This window comes from Dongia sp., from assembly GCF_041909655.1.
Taxonomy (GTDB): Bacteria; Pseudomonadota; Alphaproteobacteria; order Dongiales; family Dongiaceae; genus Dongia.
The window spans coordinates 423,898-444,772 of record NZ_JAYRDA010000002.1 but is presented as its reverse complement, the minus strand read 5'-3'; the positions used below and the strand labels follow the sequence as shown (position 1 = coordinate 444,772).

The 20,875-nt window shown below is 63.2% G+C and carries 17 protein-coding genes; 16 read left to right on the top strand and 1 reads right to left on the bottom strand.

The window, feature by feature from the left end; genetic code table 11:
- Window positions 1-110: 110 nt before the first annotated feature.
- The gene (locus tag ACE3PR_RS05180; RefSeq protein WP_374368914.1) at window positions 111-320 is read right to left on the bottom strand and encodes a hypothetical protein; all 210 of its coding nucleotides are present in this window, start codon (window positions 318-320) and stop codon (window positions 111-113) included.
- Between the two features lie 236 nt (window positions 321-556).
- Here ACE3PR_RS05180 and ACE3PR_RS05175 point away from each other — a divergent pair, with 236 nt between their 5' ends.
- The 16 genes from ACE3PR_RS05175 to ACE3PR_RS05100 all read left to right on the top strand — a co-directional run bounded on the left by ACE3PR_RS05175 (window position 557) and on the right by ACE3PR_RS05100 (window position 20,875).
- A complete protein-coding gene (locus ACE3PR_RS05175; protein ID WP_374368912.1) occupies window positions 557-1,285 on the top strand; it encodes a DeoR family transcriptional regulator in 729 nt (242 codons plus the stop codon).
- A gap of 182 nt (window positions 1,286-1,467) precedes the next feature.
- Complete coding sequence (deoC, locus tag ACE3PR_RS05170; RefSeq protein WP_374368910.1) at window positions 1,468-2,475, top strand: deoxyribose-phosphate aldolase; 1,008 nt, start codon at window positions 1,468-1,470, stop codon at window positions 2,473-2,475.
- Between the two features lie 4 nt (window positions 2,476-2,479).
- A complete protein-coding gene (locus tag ACE3PR_RS05165; RefSeq protein ID WP_374368908.1) occupies window positions 2,480-4,864 on the top strand; it encodes an aldehyde dehydrogenase family protein in 2,385 nt (794 codons plus the stop codon).
- Window positions 4,865-4,950: 86 nt separating this feature from the next.
- Window positions 4,951-5,406 (top strand): RbsD/FucU family protein, encoded by a 456-nt coding sequence (locus ACE3PR_RS05160; RefSeq protein WP_374368906.1) that lies wholly within the window; start codon window positions 4,951-4,953, stop codon window positions 5,404-5,406.
- A gap of 18 nt (window positions 5,407-5,424) precedes the next feature.
- On the top strand, window positions 5,425-6,360 hold the full coding sequence (gene rbsK, locus ACE3PR_RS05155; protein WP_374368904.1) for a ribokinase: 936 nt from the start codon (window positions 5,425-5,427) through the stop codon (window positions 6,358-6,360).
- Between the two features lie 6 nt (window positions 6,361-6,366).
- Window positions 6,367-7,239 (top strand): carbohydrate ABC transporter permease, encoded by an 873-nt coding sequence (locus tag ACE3PR_RS05150; protein ID WP_374368902.1) that lies wholly within the window; start codon window positions 6,367-6,369, stop codon window positions 7,237-7,239.
- Window positions 7,236-8,264, top strand: a complete 1,029-nt coding sequence (locus ACE3PR_RS05145; RefSeq protein WP_374368900.1) for a carbohydrate ABC transporter permease — start codon at window positions 7,236-7,238, stop codon at window positions 8,262-8,264. The genes ACE3PR_RS05150 and ACE3PR_RS05145 overlap by 4 nt, the downstream gene beginning before the upstream one ends.
- Window positions 8,265-8,341: 77 nt before the next feature.
- A complete protein-coding gene (locus tag ACE3PR_RS05140; protein WP_374368898.1) occupies window positions 8,342-9,922 on the top strand; it encodes an extracellular solute-binding protein in 1,581 nt (526 codons plus the stop codon).
- Window positions 9,923-10,036: 114 nt separating this feature from the next.
- Complete coding sequence (locus ACE3PR_RS05135) at window positions 10,037-11,131, top strand: ABC transporter ATP-binding protein (protein WP_374368896.1); 1,095 nt, start codon at window positions 10,037-10,039, stop codon at window positions 11,129-11,131.
- A gap of 189 nt (window positions 11,132-11,320) precedes the next feature.
- Window positions 11,321-12,682: an NAD(P)-dependent oxidoreductase gene (locus ACE3PR_RS05130; RefSeq protein WP_374368894.1), complete on the top strand. Its 1,362-nt coding sequence runs from the start codon at window positions 11,321-11,323 to the stop codon at window positions 12,680-12,682.
- A 137-nt stretch (window positions 12,683-12,819) separates the two neighbouring features.
- Window positions 12,820-14,097: an NAD-dependent dihydropyrimidine dehydrogenase subunit PreA gene (preA, locus tag ACE3PR_RS05125; protein WP_374368892.1), complete on the top strand. Its 1,278-nt coding sequence runs from the start codon at window positions 12,820-12,822 to the stop codon at window positions 14,095-14,097.
- A 277-nt stretch (window positions 14,098-14,374) separates the two neighbouring features.
- Window positions 14,375-16,078, top strand: a complete 1,704-nt coding sequence (locus ACE3PR_RS05120) for an ATP-binding protein (RefSeq protein ID WP_374368890.1) — start codon at window positions 14,375-14,377, stop codon at window positions 16,076-16,078.
- 253 nt (window positions 16,079-16,331) lie between these two features.
- Window positions 16,332-17,342, top strand: coding sequence for a BMP family protein (locus ACE3PR_RS05115; protein ID WP_374368889.1), 1,011 nt, complete (start codon window positions 16,332-16,334; stop codon window positions 17,340-17,342).
- Window positions 17,342-18,892: an ABC transporter ATP-binding protein gene (locus tag ACE3PR_RS05110; RefSeq protein ID WP_374368888.1), complete on the top strand. Its 1,551-nt coding sequence runs from the start codon at window positions 17,342-17,344 to the stop codon at window positions 18,890-18,892. Before ACE3PR_RS05115 ends, ACE3PR_RS05110 begins: the two co-directional genes overlap by 1 nt.
- Window positions 18,882-19,931 carry an ABC transporter permease gene (locus ACE3PR_RS05105; RefSeq protein ID WP_374368886.1) on the top strand — a complete coding sequence of 350 codons (1,050 nt, stop codon included), beginning with the start codon at window positions 18,882-18,884 and terminating at the stop codon, window positions 19,929-19,931. The genes ACE3PR_RS05110 and ACE3PR_RS05105 overlap by 11 nt, the downstream gene beginning before the upstream one ends.
- A gap of 5 nt (window positions 19,932-19,936) precedes the next feature.
- Window positions 19,937-20,875, top strand: a complete 939-nt coding sequence (locus tag ACE3PR_RS05100) for an ABC transporter permease (protein WP_374368884.1) — start codon at window positions 19,937-19,939, stop codon at window positions 20,873-20,875.

The following is a 20,875-nucleotide window of genomic DNA, read 5'->3' as shown; positions in this document are numbered from 1 at the left end:
ACAGCGGAATTCCGGCTCGAACCCCATCCCGGCGTTCCTATGCGTGGGCTATACGTTGTCATAATGACAACGCCCGAGGCAGGGCAAGGGTAAAACCCACGCCACACGCGCTAATGTTTGGGCGCAACCGGTTTGTTCCGGACCGGTTTCGGCGCGCCCTTGCTCTCCTCGCCCTGGATTTCCAGCCCCAGCTTGGCGGCCTTGCCCTCCAGATCCCGCTCGGGCGCCGATTGGCGGTCCTGCGGCTTGCGGCTCCCTGGCGATTTGGCAAGATCGTGCAGGGCGCGGCGATATTCGTCGATTTTCTTGCTCTCCGGCATGGCGGAATCCTTTCGGTGGCTATCCATGCCCAACCGGCGCCAGTGAAGTGGGTTCCTGTAGCCTTGTTGTGAAGAATGTTAGAATAATCACATTTCAGGGTTGACGAGACCCCAGACGGTCGCGATGCTACGGGTCTCATCGGTCCCGGCACCGTGGATGAACCGCGGGCCGTAACACGTGGATGGATGGGCCCGCCGCGTATCGCGGGCGGGCTGCTGTCAGGGAGAAACCACCGATGTCGAGCCGCAGGATGGGGCGCGTTGACGCTCTGGCCGACGCCGTCGCGCGGCGGGGCGTGCTGCATCTGCGTGATGCGGCGACGCTCCTCGGTGTCTCGGAAATGACCGTGCGGCGCGATGTCAGCGCGCATCCCGAGCGCTTCACCTATCTTGGCGGCCATATCGTCAGCGCCGATGATATCGGCGGTGCCTACGAACTCGACCGCGAGGCTGACAGCCATGCCGGCGCCAAGCTCGCCGCCTGCCGACATGCGCTTCGCCTGATCAAGCCCGACGACACGATCTTCATCGATTGCGGCTCGACTTTGGTGCATCTGGCCCAGCAAATACCGGCGGATCTGCCGGTCACGGCGATCTGCTATTCGCTCAACGTCGCCCAATGCCTGGCCGAAAAGCCCAATGTGCGGATGATCCTGCTGGGGGGCATCTATCACCCGGCCTCCGCCACCTTTGCCAGCGGCGAATGGCTGGAACCCCTGGGGCGGCTCGGCATCAACAAGGCCTTCATTTCGGCGGGCGGAATCGATCTCCACCGGGGCGCCAGTTGCTCGCATTTCCACGAAGTGCCGATCAAGCAGAAGGCGATCTCGGGCGCCATCGAAAGCCATCTGGTCGTGGATTCCAGCAAGTTCGGCATCGTGAAGCCCGCTTTCTTCGCCAAGCTCGGCGATTTTCGCTCGATTGTCACAGAAAACGGGGCGAAAGCGCCGGATGATGCGGCTTGACGCTCGGATCGGGCGATGTCATAACTCGATCAGATTTTGATAGAATAGTAACAAGCGTCGGAAAACGGCGTGATAGTGGGAGGATCAGGGGCATATCCCGGCGTGCATGGCACGCCTGGGCTGCGTAATGATCTCTGCGCCCTATCATCGCCGCGCCGCCGCGCCCTTCGGGTGATAGCAAGATGGCTGATCTCAAGATCGCGCCAATAACGGGAAGCAGCAAGGCGGCGGGCCACAATCTGGTGCCGCGCAACGAAGCGATGCCGCTCGATCTCGGCTGGGTGCGCGATGTCCGCGTCAATCTTTCGGCCGCCGAACGCCGGGTCACCACTTTGCCGGGCCGCCGCACGGTCAAGAAGGACGCCCAGGCCGCCTGGCTGTTGAAGGCCATCACCTGCATCGACCTCACCACCCTCAATGGCGACGATACCGCGTCGCGGGTCGAACGCCTCTGCGCCAAGGCGAAATCGCCGGTGCGCCCGGACATCCTCGCCGCCCTCGGCATGGCGGATCGCGGCCTCACCACTGGGGCCGTCTGCGTCTATCACCGCTTCGTCAAGACCGCGGTCGCGGCCCTGGAAGGCAGTGGCATTCCGGTGGCGGCGGTCTCGACCGGCTTCCCGGCGGGGCTCGTCCCCCACGACATCAAGCTCAAGGAAATCGAAGCCTCGGTCAAAGACGGTGCCCGCGAAATCGACATCGTCATCACGCGCGAGCATGTGCTGACCGGCAATTGGCAGGCGCTCTATGACGAGATGCGCGATTTCCGCGCCGCCTGTGGCGACGCGCATGTGAAGGCCATACTGGCGACCGGCGATTTGAAGACCCTGCGCAATGTGGCGCGCGCCTCATTGGTCTGCATGATGGCCGGCGCCGATTTCATCAAGACCTCGACCGGCAAGGAAGGCGTCAACGCGACCCTCCTCGTCACCCTCATCATGATCCGCATGATCCGCGCCTTCCAGGAACGGACCGGTTTCAAGATCGGCTACAAGCCCGCGGGCGGCATTTCCGCTGCCAAGGACGTGCTCAATTACCAGATCCTGATGAAGGAGGAACTGGGCCGCGAGTGGCTGGAGCCGCATCTCTTCCGTGTTGGTGCCTCAAGCCTCCTTGCCGATATCGAACGCCAGTTGGAACATCATGTGACCGGCCGCTATTCGGCCTATAACCGTCACGCCGTGGGATAAGCATATGTCAGTCGCCCGCTACTTCGACGAAATGTCCTATGGTCCGGCGCCGGAAGCCGACGGCGAGGCCCGTGCCTGGCTGAAGAAGCACGAGACCGGCTTCAGCCATTTCATCGCCGGCGCTTTCGTGAAGCCGGCCGAGGGCCAGTATTTCGAAACCGCCGAACCTGCGACCGGCGCGAAGCTCGCCCGCGTGGCACAAGGCAGCGCCGCCGATATCGATGCGGCGGTCTCTGCGGCGCGCGCGGCGCAAGTGAAATGGGCGAAGCTCAGCGGCCATGCCCGGGCGCGGCATCTCTATGCCCTCGCGCGCGCGGTCCAGCGCCATGGCCGCCTGCTCTCGGTGGTCGAGGCGATCGATAACGGCAAGCCAATCCGCGAGACCCGCGACATCGACATTCCCTTGGTGGCGCGCCACTTCTATCACCATGCCGGCTGGGCGCAATTGCAGGCGAGCGAATTCGCCGATCAGGTGCCGGTGGGCGTCGTCGGCCAGATCATTCCCTGGAATTTCCCGCTCCTGATGCTGGCCTGGAAAGTGGCACCCGCTCTGGCCCTCGGCAACACCGTGGTGCTGAAGCCCGCCGAATTCACCTCCCTGACCGCCTTGCTTTTTGCCGAGATCGCGGCGGATGCCGGCCTCCCGGCGGGTGTCCTCAACATCGTGACCGGCGATGGTGCCACGGGTGCGGCGCTCGTCGCCCATGACGGCATTGACAAGATTGCCTTCACGGGATCGTCGGAAGTCGGCAAGCTCATCCGCGAAAAAACGGCGGGTTCCGGCAAGTCGCTGACGCTGGAACTCGGTGGTAAATCGCCCTTCATCGTCTTCGACGACGCCGATATCGACGGCGCCATCGAAGGTGTCGTCGACGCCATCTGGTTCAACCAGGGCCAGGTCTGCTGCGCCGGCTCCCGCCTCCTCGTCCAGGAAGGCATCGCCGAGACCTTCCTTTCGCGCCTCAAGCACCGCATGCAGAATCTCCGTGTCGGTCACCCGCTCGACAAGGCGATCGATATGGGCGCCGTGGTGGCGCCGGTGCAATTGGAGCGCATCAAATCCCTGGTGGCGGCGGGTGTCGCCGAAGGTGCCGATCTCTTCCAGCCCGACATTCCACTCCCCAGCGGCGGCTGCTTCTATCCGCCGACCCTGCTCAGCAATGTGCAATCGGCCGCGAGCGTGATGCGCGAGGAGATCTTCGGCCCGGTCCTGGTCAGCATGACTTTCCGCACGCCGGATGAGGCCGTGATGCTCGCCAACAACACGCGCTATGGATTGTCGGCGAGCATCTGGAGCGAGACGATCGGTCTTGCTCTCGACATCGCGCCGAAATTGCAGGCCGGCGTCATCTGGATCAACGCCACCAATCTTTTCGACGCCGCGGTCGGGTTCGGCGGCTACCGTGAATCCGGTTATGGCCGCGAGGGCGGCCGCGAAGGTGCCTATGAATACATGAAGCCCAAGGCCTGGGCGAAGCGGAAGCCGCGTATCGCCAGCACCTTGCCGGCGGCGCAGCCCGCCGAGGATGGTTTCGGCCTGCCGCATCTCGATCGCACGGCGAAGCTCTTCGTCGGCGGCAAGCAGGCGCGCCCAGATGGCAATTATTCCCGCGCGATCCTCGATCCCAAGGGTCGGAAGATCGGCGAAGTGGGCGAGGGCAATCGCAAGGACATCCGCAACGCCGTCGCCGCCGCCCGCGCCGCCGAAGGCTGGTCGAAGGCGACGACGCATAACCGCGCCCAGATTCTCTATTACCTCGCCGAAAACCTCTCGGCCCGCGCCGAAGAATTCGCCGCCCGCATCGCGGCGATGACCGGGTTCTCGAAAGCGAAGGCCGCAGCGGAAGTCGAGGTCAGCATCGAGCGCCTCTTCGCCTATGGCGCCTGGGCCGACAAATATGAAGGTGCCGTGCATCAGCCACCCTTGCGCGGCGTGGCGCTCGCCATGAACGAACCGATCGGCGTCGTCGGCGTGATCTGCCCGGACGAGGCGCCGCTTCTGGGTTTCATCAGCCTCGTAGCGCCCCTCATCGCCATGGGCAACCGTGTCGTCGTGGTACCCTCGGAGCAACATCCGCTGAGCGCCACCGATTTCTACCAGATTCTGGAAACCTCGGATGTGCCGGCGGGTGTCATCAACATCGTCACCGGCGCCGCCAGGGACCTCAACAAGACCCTGGCCGAGCATGACGACGTCGATGCCCTCTGGGTCTTCGGCGCGGCGGAACTGTCCGCCACGGCCGAGCGCCTCTCGGTTGGGAACCTCAAACGCCTGCTCACCGATCACGGCCTCGTGACCGATTGGTTCGACGCCGCTGCGGCGGAAGGGCCGATCCTGCTCCGGCATGCCGTGCAGGTGAAGAACATTTGGATTCCCTATGGCGAGTGAATAGAGTGCCCAGTGAATAGAGTGCTGGGAGTTCGGCCGGCTCGATCCGGTTAAACGCGAAAAGAAGACGAGGGGAGGGACGGAAATTGCTGAAGAACATCGATCCGCTGTTGAATGCGGATGTGCTTTACGCCCTGCGCGCCATGGGTCATGGCGATCGCCTGGTCCTCTGCGACACCAATTTTCCGGCGGCCTCGATCGCCAAGAAGACCGTGCTGGGCGGCTTGCTGCGCATCGACAATACCACGACGGCGGAAGCGACCCGGGCGCTCCTCTCGGTGATGCCGCTCGATACCTTCATTCCAGATGCCGCCATGCGCATGGAAATCGTGGGTGCTCCCAAGGAAGTGCCGCCCGTGCAGCAGGAAGTGCAGGCCGAGATCGACCGCGCCGAGGGCAAGTCCTGGCCGCTGGTCCCGGTCGAGCGCATGGCCTTCTACGAACTTGCCAAGCAATCCTATTGCGTCATCGCCACCGGCGAGCGGCGCTTCTATGGCTGTTTCATGTTCACCAAGGGCGTCATTCCGCCCGAAGCAAAGTAAGCGAAGTAGTCGGACATCATGAGCGCTAGTACATCGCAACAGGGCGTGGTCATCCTCGGCATCTTCGTCGCCGATCTTGCCTTCATGGGCGACCGGATGCCGAAGATGGGCGAGACCATAGCCGGTTCCGGCTTCAAGATGGGGCCGGGCGGCAAGGGTTCCAACCAATCCGTGGCGGCGGCCCGCGCCGGTGCCAAGGTGACCTTCCTCTCCAAGATCGGCAAGGACGCCTTCGGCGAGATCGCGCAGAAGACCTGGAAGGAAGAGGGCATCGACGCCAAGGTGGGCATCTCCGACCAGGATCCCTCCGGCGTCGCCTTCATTCATGTCAACGACAGGACCGGCGAGAACGCGATCATCGTCTATCCGGGTGCTGCTGGCACGATCTCGCCGGCCGATGCCGATGCGGCGGCCGATGTCATTCGCGGCGCCAAAGTCTTCGTGACGCAATTGGAGCAGCCCGTGGCGGCGGCGCAGCGTGCGCTCGAAATCGCGCGCGCGGCCGGCGTCATCACCATTTTCAACCCGGCCCCGGCCGAGAAATTCCCGGATGCCATCTATCCGCTCTGCGATTACGTGGTCCCCAATGAGAGCGAGGCGGCGGCTCTGGTCGGTTTCGAACTCACCGATCTCGCGGCGGCGAAGAAGGCTGGCGATGTCCTGCTCGCCAAGGGGGCGAAGAACGCGCTCATCACCTTGGGCGAACGCGGCGCCCTGCTGCATTCGAAGGAAGGCTCGACCCATGTCCCCGCGATGGCGGCCGGAACGGTGATCGATACCGCCGGCGCCGGAGATGCCTTTGTCGGCGGGTTCGCCGCCGCGATCGCCAATGGTGCCAGCCCGGCCGACGCGGTACGCTTCGGCTGCGCGGTCGCCGGCATTTCCGTGACCCGCCGTGGCACGGCGCCTTCGATGCCCAAACGCGCCGAAATCGACGCATTGCTGGCAAGGTAGAAAGACATGCGGAACGATCCGATCAAGTATTATTTCATCTGGCCGGCACTCATCGTGGTGCTGGCGATCTCGATTTTTCCGCTGATCTACTCGCTGACCACCAGCTTCATGAGCTACCGACTGCTGGGCAGCGGCGCGCCGCGCTTCGTCGGGCTCAACAATTATATCCAGCTCATCACGGCGGAACGTTTCTGGCAGGTGACGTTCACGACCTCGATCATCGCCTTCATCTCGGTGGCTCTTCAATATGTGATCGGTTTTGCGGTAGCGATCGCCCTCCATGCCAAGGTGCCGGGCGAGAAGCTGTTCCGCGTCGGCTTCCTGCTGCCGATGCTGATCGCGCCGGTGGCGGTCGCCCTGATCGCGCGCCAGGTCTTCAACCCCACCAATGGCCCGCTCAACGAATTCATGGCCTTGATCGGCTTTCCCAATCTCCCCTTCCTCACCCAGACGAACTGGGCCTTGGGGGCCATCATCACGGTCGAGGTCTGGCAATGGACGCCCTTCATCATCCTGATGCTGCTCGCCGGGCTGCAGACTCTGCCCGACGACGTCTATGAGGCGGCGGCACTCGAGAATGCCAGCAAGTGGCAGCAATTCTGGGGCATCACCTTCCCGATGATGCTCCCCATTTCGGCCGCGGTGGTCTTCATCCGCCTCATCGAAAGCTACAAGATCATCGATACCGTCTTCGTGATGACGGGCGGCGGTCCGGGTATATCGACCGAGACCTTGACCCTCTTTGCCTATCAGGAGGGCTTCAAGAAGTTCAATCTCGGCTACACCTCGGCCCTCTCGTTCCTCTTCCTGATCACCATCACCGTGATCGGTGTGGTCTATCTCGCGATCCTGAAACCCCATCTGGCGAAGCATCGATGAGCATCCGCAATCTCAAGGGCCGATCCCGCATCTGGGCGCTTCTGGGCTGCCTCTTCTGGCTCGCCTTCACGCTCTTTCCGATCTATTGGGTCGTCATCACCTCGTTCAAGACCTCGCTTTCGGTCGTGGGTGGTGCCACCTTCCTGCCCTTCATCGATTTCGAGCCTTCGCTCCAGGCCTGGCGCGAGCTGTTCGGCGGCGTGCGCGGCGAGTTCTTCAACACCTTTATCGCCTCCACCATCGTCAGCCTCTCGGCGGCGGTGATCGCGACCGCGATCGGCGCCATGGCGGCCTATGCCCTGGTGCGCTTCGTGTTCCGCGTCAAGCTGGCCGCCGGCCTGGTCTTCTTCGTCGTGGCGATGGGCGGCTATCTCCTCGGCAGCAATGTCTTCGGCTGGAGCCGCGCGCTGGCCATGATCGTGGCTTTCGTCCTGGCGCTGGTGCTCTCGCTCGTCACCAACCGGTTCAAGGTGCCCGGCCCCGTGCTCGGCAATGACGACATCATCTTCTGGTTCGTCAGCCAGCGCATGTTCCCGCCCGTGGTGGCGGCCTTCGCGCTCTTTCTGATGTATTCGGAAATCGGCCGCATGGGTTTCAAGCTCACCGACACCTATTTCGGCCTCACCATCGCCTATGTCGCCTTCTCGCTCCCCATCGTCATCTGGCTGATGCGCGACTTCTTCGCGGCACTTCCAATCGAGGTCGAGGAGGCGGCGATGGTCGACAACGTCCCCTCCTGGCGCATCTTCACCGGTATCGTGCTCCCCATGTCGATGCCGGGCCTGGTCGCCACTTTCATGATCACCTTGGCCTTCGTCTGGAACGAGTTCCTGTTCGCGCTCTTTCTCACCAATGCCAATTGGCAGACCCTCCCCATCCTCGTCGCCGGCCAGAACAGCCAGCGCGGCGACGAATGGTGGTCGATTTCGGCCGCCGCCTTGATTGCCATCATCCCGATGATGGTCATGGCGGCGATCCTGAGCAGGTTGATGCGGTCCGGCCTGCTGCTCGGGGCTATTAAATGACCCGCCTAAGCGAAAGTTGAGAATTGCTAGAATCTGCGAAACCAACCAAGCAACGAAGAGAAAATGGGAGTGACAACATGAGAAAGATGCTGCTTGGAGCGACAGCGATAATTGCGCTGACGCTCACTTTGAGTGCTTGTGGCGAAGAGGAGAAGAAGGAAGAGGCGCAGGCTACTTCCGGAACCACAACCACGACGGAAACCGCGCCGGCGACAACAGGGGCCAGCACGGAGGAGGCCGCCACCCAGACAGCAACAGCGCCGGCGACGGGCGCATGCCAACCCGATTACACCGGCGTGACGCTCACCGCCGCCTCGCAGACCGGTCCCTATATTGCCTCGGCGCTGCAATCGGCCGGCGAGGAATGGGCCAAGAAGACCTGCGGCAAGGTGAACGTGGTCGAGTTCCCCTGGTCGGAACTCTATCCGAAGATCGTCACCTCGCTGGTCTCCGGCGAAGAGACCTTCGACGTCATCACCTTCGCCCCGGCCTGGTCGCCGGACTTCACCGACTTCCTCTCGGAAGTGCCGGAAGCCATGCGCCAGGGTGCTGCCTGGGAAGACATCGCGCCGATCTACCGCGAACAGCTCATGGTCTGGAACGGCAAGACCCTGTCGCAGACCATCGATGGCGACGTCCACACCTATACCTATCGCATCGACCTCTTCGAGGATCCCAAGGAACAGGAGGCCTTCAAGGCGAAATACGGCTATGACCTTGCCGTGCCGAAGACCTGGAAGGAATATCTCGACATCGCCGAATTCTTCACGCGTCCGGATCAGGGCTTGTGGGGCACGGCGGAAGCCTATCGTCGCGGCGGCCAGCAATTCTGGTTCTTCTTCAGCCATGCCGCGGCCTATACCAACATCCCGGGCCAGCCGGGCGCCATGTTCTTCGATCCCGACACCATGGACGCCAATATCAACAATCCGGGCTGGGTGCGTGGTCTCGAGGAATATGTGAAATCCTCGAAGCTGGCGCCGCCCAACGCGCTCAACTTCTCCTTCGGCGAAGTGAACGCGGCCGTGGCCGGCGGCCAGGTCGCCCAGTCGATCGGCTGGGGCGATACCGGCGTCATCGCCGCCGACCCGAAGCAATCGAAGATCTCCGGCAAGGTCGGCTCCGCCGTGCTGCCGGGCTCCAACGAGATCTACGATTACAAGACCAAGGAATGGAAGAAGTTCGACAACATCGTCCAATCGCCCTTCATGGCGTTTGGCGGCTGGCAGGCGGCCGTTCCCCAATCCTCGCAGAAGCAGGAAGCGGCCTGGAACTTCGTCGAGTTCCTCTCCAGCCCGGACATCTCGGGCAAGGCGGCGGTCACCGGCGGTACCGGCGTCAATCCCTACCGTGTCTCGCACACCACCAACATGGATCTTTGGAAGTCGCTCTTCAGCGAGCGTGAAGCCAAGGAATACCTCGCCGGCCAGGCGGATTCGCTGGCGGCGGAGAACGTCGTGCTCGACATGCGTCTGCCGCATTACTTCGACTACACCGAAGTCGTGGAGATCGAACTCTCCAAGGCTCTGGCGGGCGAAGTCACCGCGCAGGAGGCGCTCGACACCGTGGCTGCGGAATGGAATCGTCTGACCGACGAATTCGGTCGCGAAGGCCAGCTCAAGGCCTACCGCGCCTCGATGGGTCTGCCGCCGAAATAAGGCGGTGGGTTTAAGCTAGACCAAATCCCGTTCCGGACTGCCCGATCTTTGGGGCCAGGTCCGGAACGGGATCCGTTTTCAGATATTAAGACGCAAGCCCGGAAGAATTTCGCCATGTCCCGAGTCAGCCTCGAACGAGTCACCAAATCCTTCGGCGACGTCACCGTCATCCCGCCGCTGGATCTCGAAATTGCCTCGCGCGAATTCGTCGTGCTGGTGGGGCCGTCCGGCTGCGGCAAGACCACGACGCTCCGCATGATCGCCGGGCTCGAAATGGCGACCTCCGGCACGGTACGCATCGGTGACCGGGATGTGACCACCTTGCGTCCGGGCCTCCGGAATTGCTCGATGGTGTTCCAGAACTACGCGCTCTATCCCCATATGACGGTGGCCGAGAATATCGGCTATGGCATGCGCGTGCGCGGCACGCCGAAGAACGAGATCGACGCCGCCGTCAAGAATGCCGCGCGCATCCTCAATCTCGATCCCTATCTCGCGCGCCGGCCCGGGCAATTGTCCGGCGGCCAGCGTCAGCGCGTCGCCATCGGTCGCGCCATCGTGCGCAACCCGGATGTGTTCTTGTTCGACGAACCGCTCTCCAATCTCGACGCCAAATTGCGCATCGAGATGCGCACCGAAATCAAATCCCTGCACCGCCGCCTGCAGACCACGGTGGTCTATGTGACCCACGATCAGGTCGAGGCGATGACCATGGCCGACCGCGTCGTCGTCATGAACGGGGGCCGCATCGAACAGGCTGCCGATCCGATCACGCTCTATGAGCGCCCGCGCAATCTTTTCGTGGCAGCCTTCATCGGCGCCCCTTCCATGAATTTCATCGAGGGCGAGATCGCGCCGGGCGATGGCGGCTTGCGCTTCCGGGCACCCGGCAATGTCGATATCTCTTTGCCGCCGAGCCGCGTCGCCGCTTATCAATCGGCGATCGGCATTCCGGTGGTGGCCGGCATCCGTCCCGAACACACCGTGACGGGGCAGGGGGCCGCGGCCGAGGTGACGCTGACCGTGCGCGATGTCGAACCTCTGGGGCCGCACACGCTCCTCATCGGCACCTTGGGCGATGCCGCCTTCACCGCTCAGGTGGCGGCCTCGATGCGCGCCGCACCCGACGACCGGGTGACGGTGCCGATCGACATCGAGAAGATGCACATCTTCCGTAAGGATACCGGCGACGTCATTCCCGTCGCCTGACCTTCCGCCGATTTCTCCGTTAAAACTTTCCAATCGGTCAGCTTTTGTTGACCGACCGGTTAGATTGTGTTAGACGATCACTTATAGGTAGCCGATCGCCATCCTATAGAAATGTCCGCGCGCATCTGCGTGACAGGGCAACACCGGCGATCCGGCCAGGGAAGCGTTTGCAACCGGGAGGACACGCCGATGAGCGAGTACACCCAGCCGGACATCCGTGCGGGTCGCCTCACCACCGCCCAAGTGGCGGCGAATTTCGAAGACGTCAAACCACCTCTGGATCCCAAGCGCGCGCTCGTCGAGAGCAGCCGCTGCTATTACTGTTTCGACGCGCCCTGCATCGATGCCTGTCCGACCAGCATCGACATCCCCAGCTTCATCCGCTCGATTGCGACCGGCGATCCCATCGGCGCCGCCGAAACCATCCTCGAAGCCAATATCATGGGCGGCATGTGCTCCCGCGTCTGCCCGGTCGAGATCCTCTGCGAGGATGCCTGTGTGCGGCATCATTCCGAGGACAAGCCGATCGAGATCGGCGCCTTGCAGCGTTATGCCACCGATGCGCTGATCGCGGCCGGCAAGCAGCCCTTCACCCGCGCGCCCTTGAGCGGGAAGAAGGTGGCGGTCGTCGGGGGCGGTCCCGCCGGTCTTTCGGCAGCACACCGCCTCTCGCGCCTCGGCCATGACGTCACGGTCTTTGAGGCGCGCGAGAAACTGGGCGGCCTTAACGAATACGGCATCGCCGCTTACAAAACCGTGCACGATTTCGCCCAGACCGAGGTTTCCTTCATCCTGGCGCTTGGCGGCATCACGGTGAAGACCGGCATGGCGCTCGGCCGCGACGTGACGCTCGATCAATTGCGCAAGGATTACGACGCGGTCTTCCTCGCCATGGGCCTCGGCGGGGTCAATGCCCTCGGCGCGGAAGGCGAGGAAATGGCGGGTATCGAAGATGCCGTCGCCTATATCGCGCGCCTGCGCCAGGCCAAGGACAAATCCTCGCTCCCCGTGGGACGCAAGGTGGTGGTGATCGGCGGCGGCAATACCGCGATCGACATCGCCATCCAGTCGAAGCGCCTCGGCGCCGAGGATGTGACCCTGGTCTATCGCCGCGGGCCGGAGCATATGAGCGCCACCCATCACGAGCAGGAATTTGCGCAAGTGAATGGTGTGCGGATCAAGCATTGGGCGCGGCCGGTGAAGCTCCATGGCCACAAGGGCGCCGTGCGCGAGATCGAATTCGAATACACCCAGCTCGACGAAAAGGGCCGTTTGATGGGAACGGGCGAGACCTTCAGCATCCTTTGCGACACGGTCTTCAAGGCGATCGGGCAAACACTGGTCAAAGATCCCTTGAACGGCAAGGCCAAGGACGTGCTCGACATGTCCGGCGGCAAGATCGCCATCAACGAGGATTTTGCGACCTCGCTCAAAGGCGTCTTCGCCGGCGGCGATTGTGTGGCCTCCGGCACGGACCTCACCGTCCAGAGCGTCGCCGACGGTCGCGACGCAGCAATCTCGATCGACGCGTTCTTACGCGGCGATGCATAAGTTTCTCATTGTCATGGTTCGCGAAGGCGGACCATCCACGAGTTTGCGGGCGAATGAAGAAAGCAACTCGTGGATGCCCCGGCCAAGCCGGGGCATGACAGTAAAAATGACAGCGGCTTTTCCCTGAGGAGGGACACATGGCTGACCTTCGCGCCAATTTCGTCGGGATCAAATCGCCCAACCCGTTCTGGCTGGCCTCCGCCCCGCCCACGGACAAGGAATACAATGTCGTCCGCGCCTTCAAAGCCGGCTGGGGTGGTGTCGTCTGGAAGACGCTCGGCGAAGACCCGCCCGTGGTGAATGTCTCTTCCCGCTACGGCGCCATGCATCTCGGCCCGGACCGCATGATCGGCTTCAACAATATCGAGCTCATCTCCGACCGCCCGCTCGACATCAACCTCCAGGAGATCAAGCGCGTGAAGCGTGACTGGCCGGATCGCGCCATGATCGTCTCGCTGATGGTGCCCTGCGAGGAGGAAAGCTGGAAGAATATCCTGAAGCGCGTCGAGGAAACCGAGGCCGACGGCATCGAATTGAATTTCGGCTGCCCGCACGGCATGTCTGAGCGCGGCATGGGGGCCGCGGTCGGACAGGTGCCCGAATATGTCGAGATGGTCGCGCGCTGGTGCAAGCAGCACAGCCGCATGCCGGTCATCGTCAAGCTGACACCCAACGTCACCGATATCCGGAAGCCCGCCCAGGCGGCGAAGAAGGGCGGGGCAGATGCCGTCTCGCTCATCAACACGATCAACTCGATCTGCTCGCTCGATCTCGATCTGATGGCGCCCACGCCGACCGTCGATGGCAAGGGCACCCATGGCGGCTATTGCGGCCCGGCGGTGAAACCCATCGCCCTCAACATGGTGGCCGAGATTGCGCGCGATCCTGCGACCCACGGCATTCCCATCTCGGCCATCGGCGGCATCGGCACCTGGCGCGACGCCGCCGAATTCATGGCGATGTCGGCCGGCAACGTGCAGGTCTGCACCGCCGCCATGCATTACGGCTTCCGCATCGTCGAGGAAATGGCGAGCGGCCTTTCGAATTGGATGGACGAAAAGGGCTATCGGACGCTTGAGGATTTCCGGGGGCGTGCGGTGCCCAACGTCACCGATTGGCAATATCTCAACATCAATTTCAAGACCATCGCCGAGATCGACCAGGAGAAATGCATCCAATGCGGTCTCTGCCACGTCGCCTGCGAGGACACCTCGCATCAGGCGATTGCGGCCAAACGCGTAGACGGCAAGCGCCGCTACGAGGTGATCGACGCGGAATGCGTGGGCTGCAATCTCTGCTACCACGCCTGCCCGGTGCCCAACGTCATCACCATGGTGCCGCAGAATACCGGCAAGCCCTATCTCAACTGGACCCAGGATCCGCGCAATCCGATGCGCAAGAAAGCGGCCGAATAGCGCGCGACGTCATCCTCCCAGAAACCATCTTCCATCACTTCGAAACCCGGCCCTCCAGGGCCGGGTTTTTCTATGGGCGGCCCGGCGGTCGAATTTGCTTCACAATTGTATAAGTTTCGTAGATTTTATTAAAATTCTATGTTTTCCATCGCGTCACTGAGGCTTTTTCACTCGGCGTTAACGATCTCGGCATAGATGATGAGTGGAATCCGCTGCTTGCAAACCTGGTAAAATTGGCAGGCAGGTGGATGAATTGTTGCCGGAGCCCCCAAGGGAAATGACTTTCGCCGCGATTTCAGACCCAGAATCCGAATTCAGTACCAGCCAATTGGCCGAGCCGTTCCGGGGCGGATGGCTCACCGGATATTTCGCCCGTGATTGGCGCCTGCGCTGGATCGGCGGCAATCTGCTGGCAGCCCTGTTCTATTTCCTGCTGGGTCTCGCGGTCGGCAAGTATTTTTCCGCCTACGGCCTGTTCCCGGCCCCGATCTGGCTCCCGGCCAGCGTCGCCATCGTGGCGGCGATGCTCGGCGGCTGGCGCATGCTGCCGGGCCTCTTCCTCGGTTCTTTCCTGATCAATTACGGTTTCTTCGAGTCGAGCTTCACGGTGGCGGCGATCATTTCCGCGACCAATGCGCTGGGTCCCGTCCTGTCCGCGGCCCTCATTCGCCGGCTGCAGCCGGCGGGGGGTATCTTCAGCCGCTTCTCCGGCGTGGTGATCTTCATCGCCGGTGCCGTTGTGCTGCACCCCGCCATCACGGCAACGGGCGGCACGCTGGCCCTCAATCTGGGCGGCTTCGATGACATGACCGCCCTCTTCAAAACCTGGACCGGCTGGTGGCTCTGCGACAGCGGCGGCACGCTCAGCTTCGCCCCCTGCCTGCTGCTCTGGCTCCGCCGCGAAAACGTATCCGAAAGCCCCGTCCGGCCGCTGACGCGGATCGACAGCATCGTCTGGCTGACGGTCGCCATTGTGGTCGTCGGCCTTTTCGCCATTCCGCCGGCGCCGATTTCGCTCTTTGCCACCTTGCCCTTCCTGCTGGTGGTGCCGCTTTCCTGGATCGCGCTCAAGACCTCGCTGCGCGCGGCCTATACCCTGGTCTCGCTGGCCTCCGTCATCGCCATGGCGGGGACCGCCGCCGGCGTCGGCCCCTTCCATGCGCCGGCCAGCATCAATCCCCTGCAGATGGCGGGCGAACTCATCGTCCTCCTCACCATGACCACGCTCACCATCGTGGCGTTGTTCCGTGAGCGCCGTGCGGCCGAGGAGGCCAATCGCGGCAAGAGCATGCTGCTTGCCACCGCCAGCCACGATTTGCGGACTCCCTTGAACGCCATTATCGGCTTTGCAGATCTGATGCGGGGCGACCACGCCGGGCAGATCGATCCCGCCCGCTACCGCGATTACGCGGGGCACATCCATTCCAGCGGCTCGCTGCTTCTCGGCATGGTCAACGAGATCCTGGACCATGCCAAGATCGAGGCCGGCAAGCGCGAGATCAACCCGGCCTGGCTCGATGCCCGCGCCATCGCCGATGCCTGTGTCCAGATCGTCGCTGGCCGGGCTGCGGAAAAGCGACTCCGGGTCGCCCTCAGCGCCGCCCCCAGCGCCTTGCTATATGCCGACGAACTCGCCTTGCGGCAGGTTCTGCTCAATCTTCTCTCCAACGCGATCAAGTTCACCAATCACGACGGCAAGGTCGATGTTCGCCTTTTCCCGGGCGCCGAGCGCGGCATGATCCTGGAAGTGTCCGATAACGGCATCGGCATGGATGAGGACGAGCTCAGCCGCGCCCTGCAGCCCTTCGTGCAGGCGGGAACCGACCGCCACCGCGCCGCCGAATCGGGTACCGGGCTGGGGCTGGCGATCGTTTACCGTCTGGCGGAAATGCACGGTGCCAGTTTTTCGATCAGCTCTGCCCCAAATCGCGGCACCACCGTCCGCATCGGCTTTCCCGCCGGCCATTCCGCGCATTCCTGACCAAAAATCGTGTCGCTCGGACCCGGGGCCATCGGCAAAAGCCGTTGCTCGATCCGGGTCCTTATGAAACTATTGTCACGCGAGTTTGATAGGCGGCACGGGCCCATATTGCGCCGTGCCGTACTTGCACCCGACCTTATGCGGCCACCAATCCCCCCGGCCGCCAATCCCACGGTTGTTAATTCCTGGGGTCGTCGGTGGGCTCGCGATCTGGGGAACAAGCAAAAAACGCTATCTATATCAGGAGAAGGCTATGGTCCGGGTAACTCGACGTGCATTCCTGCATGGCTCCGCCGCTTTGGCCGCCATGACCACGACATTCGCGGCGCCGCGTCTGGCGCGCGCCGCCGATCCCATCAAGACCGCCGCGATCTACACGGTGCCGGTCGAACAGCAATGGGTCAGCCGCATTCACGTGGCCGCGACCAAGGCGGTCGAGCGCGGCGACATCGAATATGTGTTCTCGGAGAAGGTCTCCAACACCGATTACGAACGCGTCATGCGCGAATATTGCGAAGCCGGCTACAAGCTTATCGTCGGTGAAGCCTTCGCGGTCGAGGAAGCGGCCCGCGCGGTGGCCAAGGATTATCCGGACGTCGCCTTCCTGATCGGCTCCAGCTTCAAGCCGGACGCGGCGCTGCCCAATTTCGCGACCTTCGACAATTACATCCAGGACGCTTCCTATCTCTCCGGCATGATCGCTGGTGCCATGACCAAATCCGGCAATATCGGCATGGTCGGCGGCTATCCGATCCCGGAGGTCAACCGCCTGATGAACGCCTTCATGGCGGGCGTCAAGGAAGTGAAGGCGGATGCGAAGTTCCAGGTGGCCTTCATCGGCTCCTGGTTCGATCCGCCCAAGGCCAAGGAAACGGCGCTCGCACAGATCGATGCCGGCGCCGATCTCCTTTATGCCGAGCGCTTCGGCGTTTCCGATGCTGCCAAGGAAAAGGGCATTCTCGCGGTCGGCAATGTGATCGACACGCAGGGAGATTATCCGGACACGGTCGTCGCCTCCGCCTTGTGGCATTTCGAGCCGACGCTCGATCACGCCATCGCCCAGGTCCAGGCCGGCAAGTTCTCGGCCGAGGATTACGGGGCCTTCTCCTTCATGAAGGCCGGCGGCTGCTCTCTCGCACCCCTGGGCACGTTCGAGGGCAAGGTGCCGGCGGACATCGTCGCCAAGGTTCAGGCCCGCGAGGCCGAGATCAAAAGCGGCGCCTTCATGGTCGCCATCGACGACAACGAGCCCAAATCCTCCTGATGCAACAGGTGAATGACGGTCGGCCGGGGGACATCGTCCTCCGGCTGGCCGGCATCTCCAAGCGCTTCGGCGATCTCCAGGCGAACGATTCGATTGACCTGGACTTGCGGCGCGGCGAGGTGCTGGCCCTGCTTGGCGAGAACGGCGCCGGCAAGACCACGCTCATGAACATTCTCTTCGGCCATTACGTGGCCGATGCGGGCAGCATCGAGGCCTTCGGTGAGGCCTTGCCGCCGGGTCGGCCGCGCGCGGCTTTGGATGCCGGCATCGGCATGGTGCATCAGCATTTCACTTTGGCCGAGAATCTCACCGTCCAGGACAACATCGTTCTGGGGACCGAGAAGCTCTGGTCCTGGCGCGGTCACGCAGCACGTGCCCGTGCGTGCATCGCGCAGCTCGCCCATGATTTCGGTCTCGCCGTGGATCCCGCCGCCAAGGTGGGCGATCTCTCGGTTGGCGAGCGCCAGCGCGTCGAGATCCTGAAGGCGCTCTATCGCGAGGCGCGCATCCTCATTCTCGACGAACCCACCGCCGTGCTGACGCCGCAGGAAAGCGAGGCGCTCTTTGCGACCTTGAAGAAGCTGGTGGCACAGGGCCTTGCCATCATCTTCATCTCGCACAAGCTCCACGAAGTCCTCGCGGTCAGCGATCGCATCCTCGTCCTCCGGCAGGGGAAACTGGTGGCCGCCCGCGAGACCGCAGGCGCCACGCGCGCGGAACTGGCCGAATTGATGGTGGGCCGTCCGGTTCCCGTACCCAAGGTCGAGCCTCAAGCGCGCGGCGCCGAGATCCTGCGCTTGACGCAAATCCATCTCGCGACCGATGACGGCCGCGCCGAACTCGACCATGTCGATCTCGGCGTCTGCGCGGGCGAGATCCATGGCATCGCCGGTGTCTCCGGCAACGGCCAGACGCCCTTGGCCGATCTCCTCTCCGGCTTGCGGGCACCGGATGGTGGTTCGTTCCAACTCTTCGGCCGCGACCGTCATGCGAGCGACCCCACCGAGATCGCCGCCGAGATGGGCCGCATTCCCGAGGACCGCCACGCCATGGGCCTTATCGGCGACATGTCGATCACCGAGAACATGATCGCGGAACGCTACCGCGCGGCCCCCTTCTCGCGCCATCACCTCATCGATTGGCGCGCGGCGCGCAAATTCGCGGAAGAGATCATTGCTGGCTATGACGTGCGCTGCCCAGGCCCCCAGGCCACCGCGCGGCTGCTTTCCGGCGGCAACATGCAGAAGCTGATCCTGGGGCGCGAGATGGCCGGCAATCCGAAGCTCATCCTGGCGGCCCAGCCGACGCGCGGCCTCGATATCGGCGCCGTGGGTTACGTCCATGAACAATTGCTGGCAGCCCGCGCGCGCGGTGCCGGCGTGCTGCTGATTTCCGAGGATCTCGACGAATTGCTGAGCCTCAGCGACCGCATCTCGGTGATCTATCGTGGTCGTCTGTCGGCACCCATGGAGCGTGCCGATTTTTCGGTGCAGCGGATCGGCCTGATGATGGCTGGTCACGGCTATGAGGGAGCGGTTCATGCGGCTTGAACCCCGGCTTGAAACGCCGCTCTTCCTCTGGATCGCGGCACCCCTGGCGGCGATCCTCGCCAGCCTGGTGATCGCCTCGCTCCTTGTGATGTGGAGTGGTGCCGAACCCTTCGGCGTCTTCTATCTCGTGGTGAAGGGTGCCCTGGGCTCGCAATTCGCCTTCCTCGAAACGCTCACGCGTGCCACGCCGCTCATCTTCACCGGCCTCGCGGCGGCGGTGGCTTTCCGTGCGCGGCTCTGGAATATCGGGGCCGAGGCGCAGCTTTATGGCGGTGCGGTCCTTGCCGTGCTGCTCGGCACCGGCTTCCTGCCGCTGCCCGCACCTATCCTGGTGCCGCTCCTCTTCATCGCCGGGGCTTTTGCCGGCGCGCTCCTTCTCCTCGGCCCCACGCTCATGAAGACCCGCTTCGGCGTCGACGAGGTGGTCACCACCTTGTTGCTCAATTTCATCATCCTGCTCTTCGTCAGCTTTCTCCTCGAAGGGCCCTTGAAGGATCCGATGGGCCTCGGCTGGCCGCAATCCCGCCGTGTCATCGAGGCCGCGCAATTGCCGCGCATCATCGAGGGGAAGCGCCTGCATCTGGGCTTCGTCATTGCCCTCGTCATGGCGGCCCTGGTCTGGTTCGTGAACACGCGCACCATCCATGGCTATGAGATGCGCGCCGTCGGCTTCAACCCGCGCGCCGCGCGCTTCGCCGGCATGAAGGTCGATTGGGTGATGATGAAGGTGGCCTTGCTCTCAGGCGGGCTTGCCGCCATGGCCGGCGTCTCGGAAGTGACCGGCCTCAAGGGCAATCTCACCCTCGATCTCTCGCCCGGTTTCGGCTATTCCGGCATCGTCGTCGCCATGCTGGCGATGCTGCATCCCTTGGGCGTCGTCGCCGCCTCGATCTTCGTCGCCGCCATGTTCGTCGGCGCCGATGCCATGAGCCGCCAGGCGGGTGTCCCCAATTACATCGCCCATGTCATGGTGGCGACCGCCTTGCTCACCATGGTGGTCGGCATGCTCTTCACCCGCTTCCGCGTCTATTGGAGATAAGGCCAATGGACGCGATCGAAATTGTCTTCACCGCCAGCCTCTGGGCCGCCGCCATCCGCATCGCCTCGCCGCTCATCTTCGCGACTTTGGGCGAGCTCATCTGCGAACGCGCGGGCGTCCTCAATCTCGGCATCGAGGGCATCATGACCGTGGGCGCCTTTACCGGCTGGTTCACGGTCTATATGGGCGGCGATCTCTGGACCGGAATCATGGTGGCCGCCCTCTCTGGCGCCGCCTTCGGCCTGCTGCACGGTCTTCTTGTGGTACCCTTGGGACTCTCCCAGCATGTGACCGGCATCGGCATCACCTTGCTGGCGACGGCGCTCACCTCCTACGTCTACCGCGTCTCGCTGCCGGAAGTGACCAGCCCGCCCAAGATCGAACCCTTCCAGCCCTTCGCGATTCCGGGCCTTGCCGATCTTCCCTTCTTCGGCCCGGCCCTCTTCAACCAGACGCCGCTCACCTATCTCGCCTTCATTTCCGTGGCGTTGGTCGCCTATGTGCTCTACCGCACGCCGCTGGGCTTGGCCGTCCGCATGGTGGGCGAAAGCCCCGCTGCGGTCGAGGCCCAGGGCATCGATGTCACCGCCTTGCGCATCGGCGCCGTGATGGTGGGCAGCGCCTTCATGGCCATTGGCGGCGCCTTCCTCACCATGTCGGCCTTCAACTCCTTCTATTTCGACATGGTCAATGGCCGCGGCTGGATCGCTATCGCCTTGGTCGTCTTCGGTTCCTGGCGGCCGGGCAAGGCACTTTTGGGCGCCATTCTCTTTGCCGCCTTCGACGCCTATCAATTGCGCCTGCAGCAGATCGTGGCCGGCATTCCCTATCAATTCTTCCTGATGCTGCCTTATGTGCTCTCCATCCTGGCACTCATCACCATGGCGCGCCGCGCTGGCTATCCACGCGCCCTCATGATCCCCTATCGCAAGGGCGAGAGGTAA

Bases quoted from the DNA above. Each gene is read 5' to 3' on its own strand.
- ACE3PR_RS05180 (WP_374368914.1), bottom strand. From the start codon at position 320: ATGCCGGAGAGCAAGAAAATCGACGAATATCGCCGCGCCCTGCACGAT.
- ACE3PR_RS05175 (WP_374368912.1), top strand. From the start codon at position 557: ATGTCGAGCCGCAGGATGGGGCGCGTTGACGCTCTGGCCGACGCCGTC.
- deoC (WP_374368910.1), top strand. From the start codon at position 1,468: ATGGCTGATCTCAAGATCGCGCCAATAACGGGAAGCAGCAAGGCGGCG.
- ACE3PR_RS05165 (WP_374368908.1), top strand. From the start codon at position 2,480: ATGTCAGTCGCCCGCTACTTCGACGAAATGTCCTATGGTCCGGCGCCG.
- rbsK (WP_374368904.1), top strand. From the start codon at position 5,425: ATGAGCGCTAGTACATCGCAACAGGGCGTGGTCATCCTCGGCATCTTC.
- ACE3PR_RS05150 (WP_374368902.1), top strand. From the start codon at position 6,367: ATGCGGAACGATCCGATCAAGTATTATTTCATCTGGCCGGCACTCATC.
- ACE3PR_RS05145 (WP_374368900.1), top strand. From the start codon at position 7,236: ATGAGCATCCGCAATCTCAAGGGCCGATCCCGCATCTGGGCGCTTCTG.
- ACE3PR_RS05140 (WP_374368898.1), top strand. From the start codon at position 8,342: ATGAGAAAGATGCTGCTTGGAGCGACAGCGATAATTGCGCTGACGCTC.
- ACE3PR_RS05135 (WP_374368896.1), top strand. From the start codon at position 10,037: ATGTCCCGAGTCAGCCTCGAACGAGTCACCAAATCCTTCGGCGACGTC.
- ACE3PR_RS05130 (WP_374368894.1), top strand. From the start codon at position 11,321: ATGAGCGAGTACACCCAGCCGGACATCCGTGCGGGTCGCCTCACCACC.
- preA (WP_374368892.1), top strand. From the start codon at position 12,820: ATGGCTGACCTTCGCGCCAATTTCGTCGGGATCAAATCGCCCAACCCG.
- ACE3PR_RS05120 (WP_374368890.1), top strand. From the start codon at position 14,375: ATGACTTTCGCCGCGATTTCAGACCCAGAATCCGAATTCAGTACCAGC.
- ACE3PR_RS05115 (WP_374368889.1), top strand. From the start codon at position 16,332: ATGGTCCGGGTAACTCGACGTGCATTCCTGCATGGCTCCGCCGCTTTG.
- ACE3PR_RS05110 (WP_374368888.1), top strand. From the start codon at position 17,342: ATGCAACAGGTGAATGACGGTCGGCCGGGGGACATCGTCCTCCGGCTG.
- ACE3PR_RS05105 (WP_374368886.1), top strand. From the start codon at position 18,882: ATGCGGCTTGAACCCCGGCTTGAAACGCCGCTCTTCCTCTGGATCGCG.
- ACE3PR_RS05100 (WP_374368884.1), top strand. From the start codon at position 19,937: ATGGACGCGATCGAAATTGTCTTCACCGCCAGCCTCTGGGCCGCCGCC.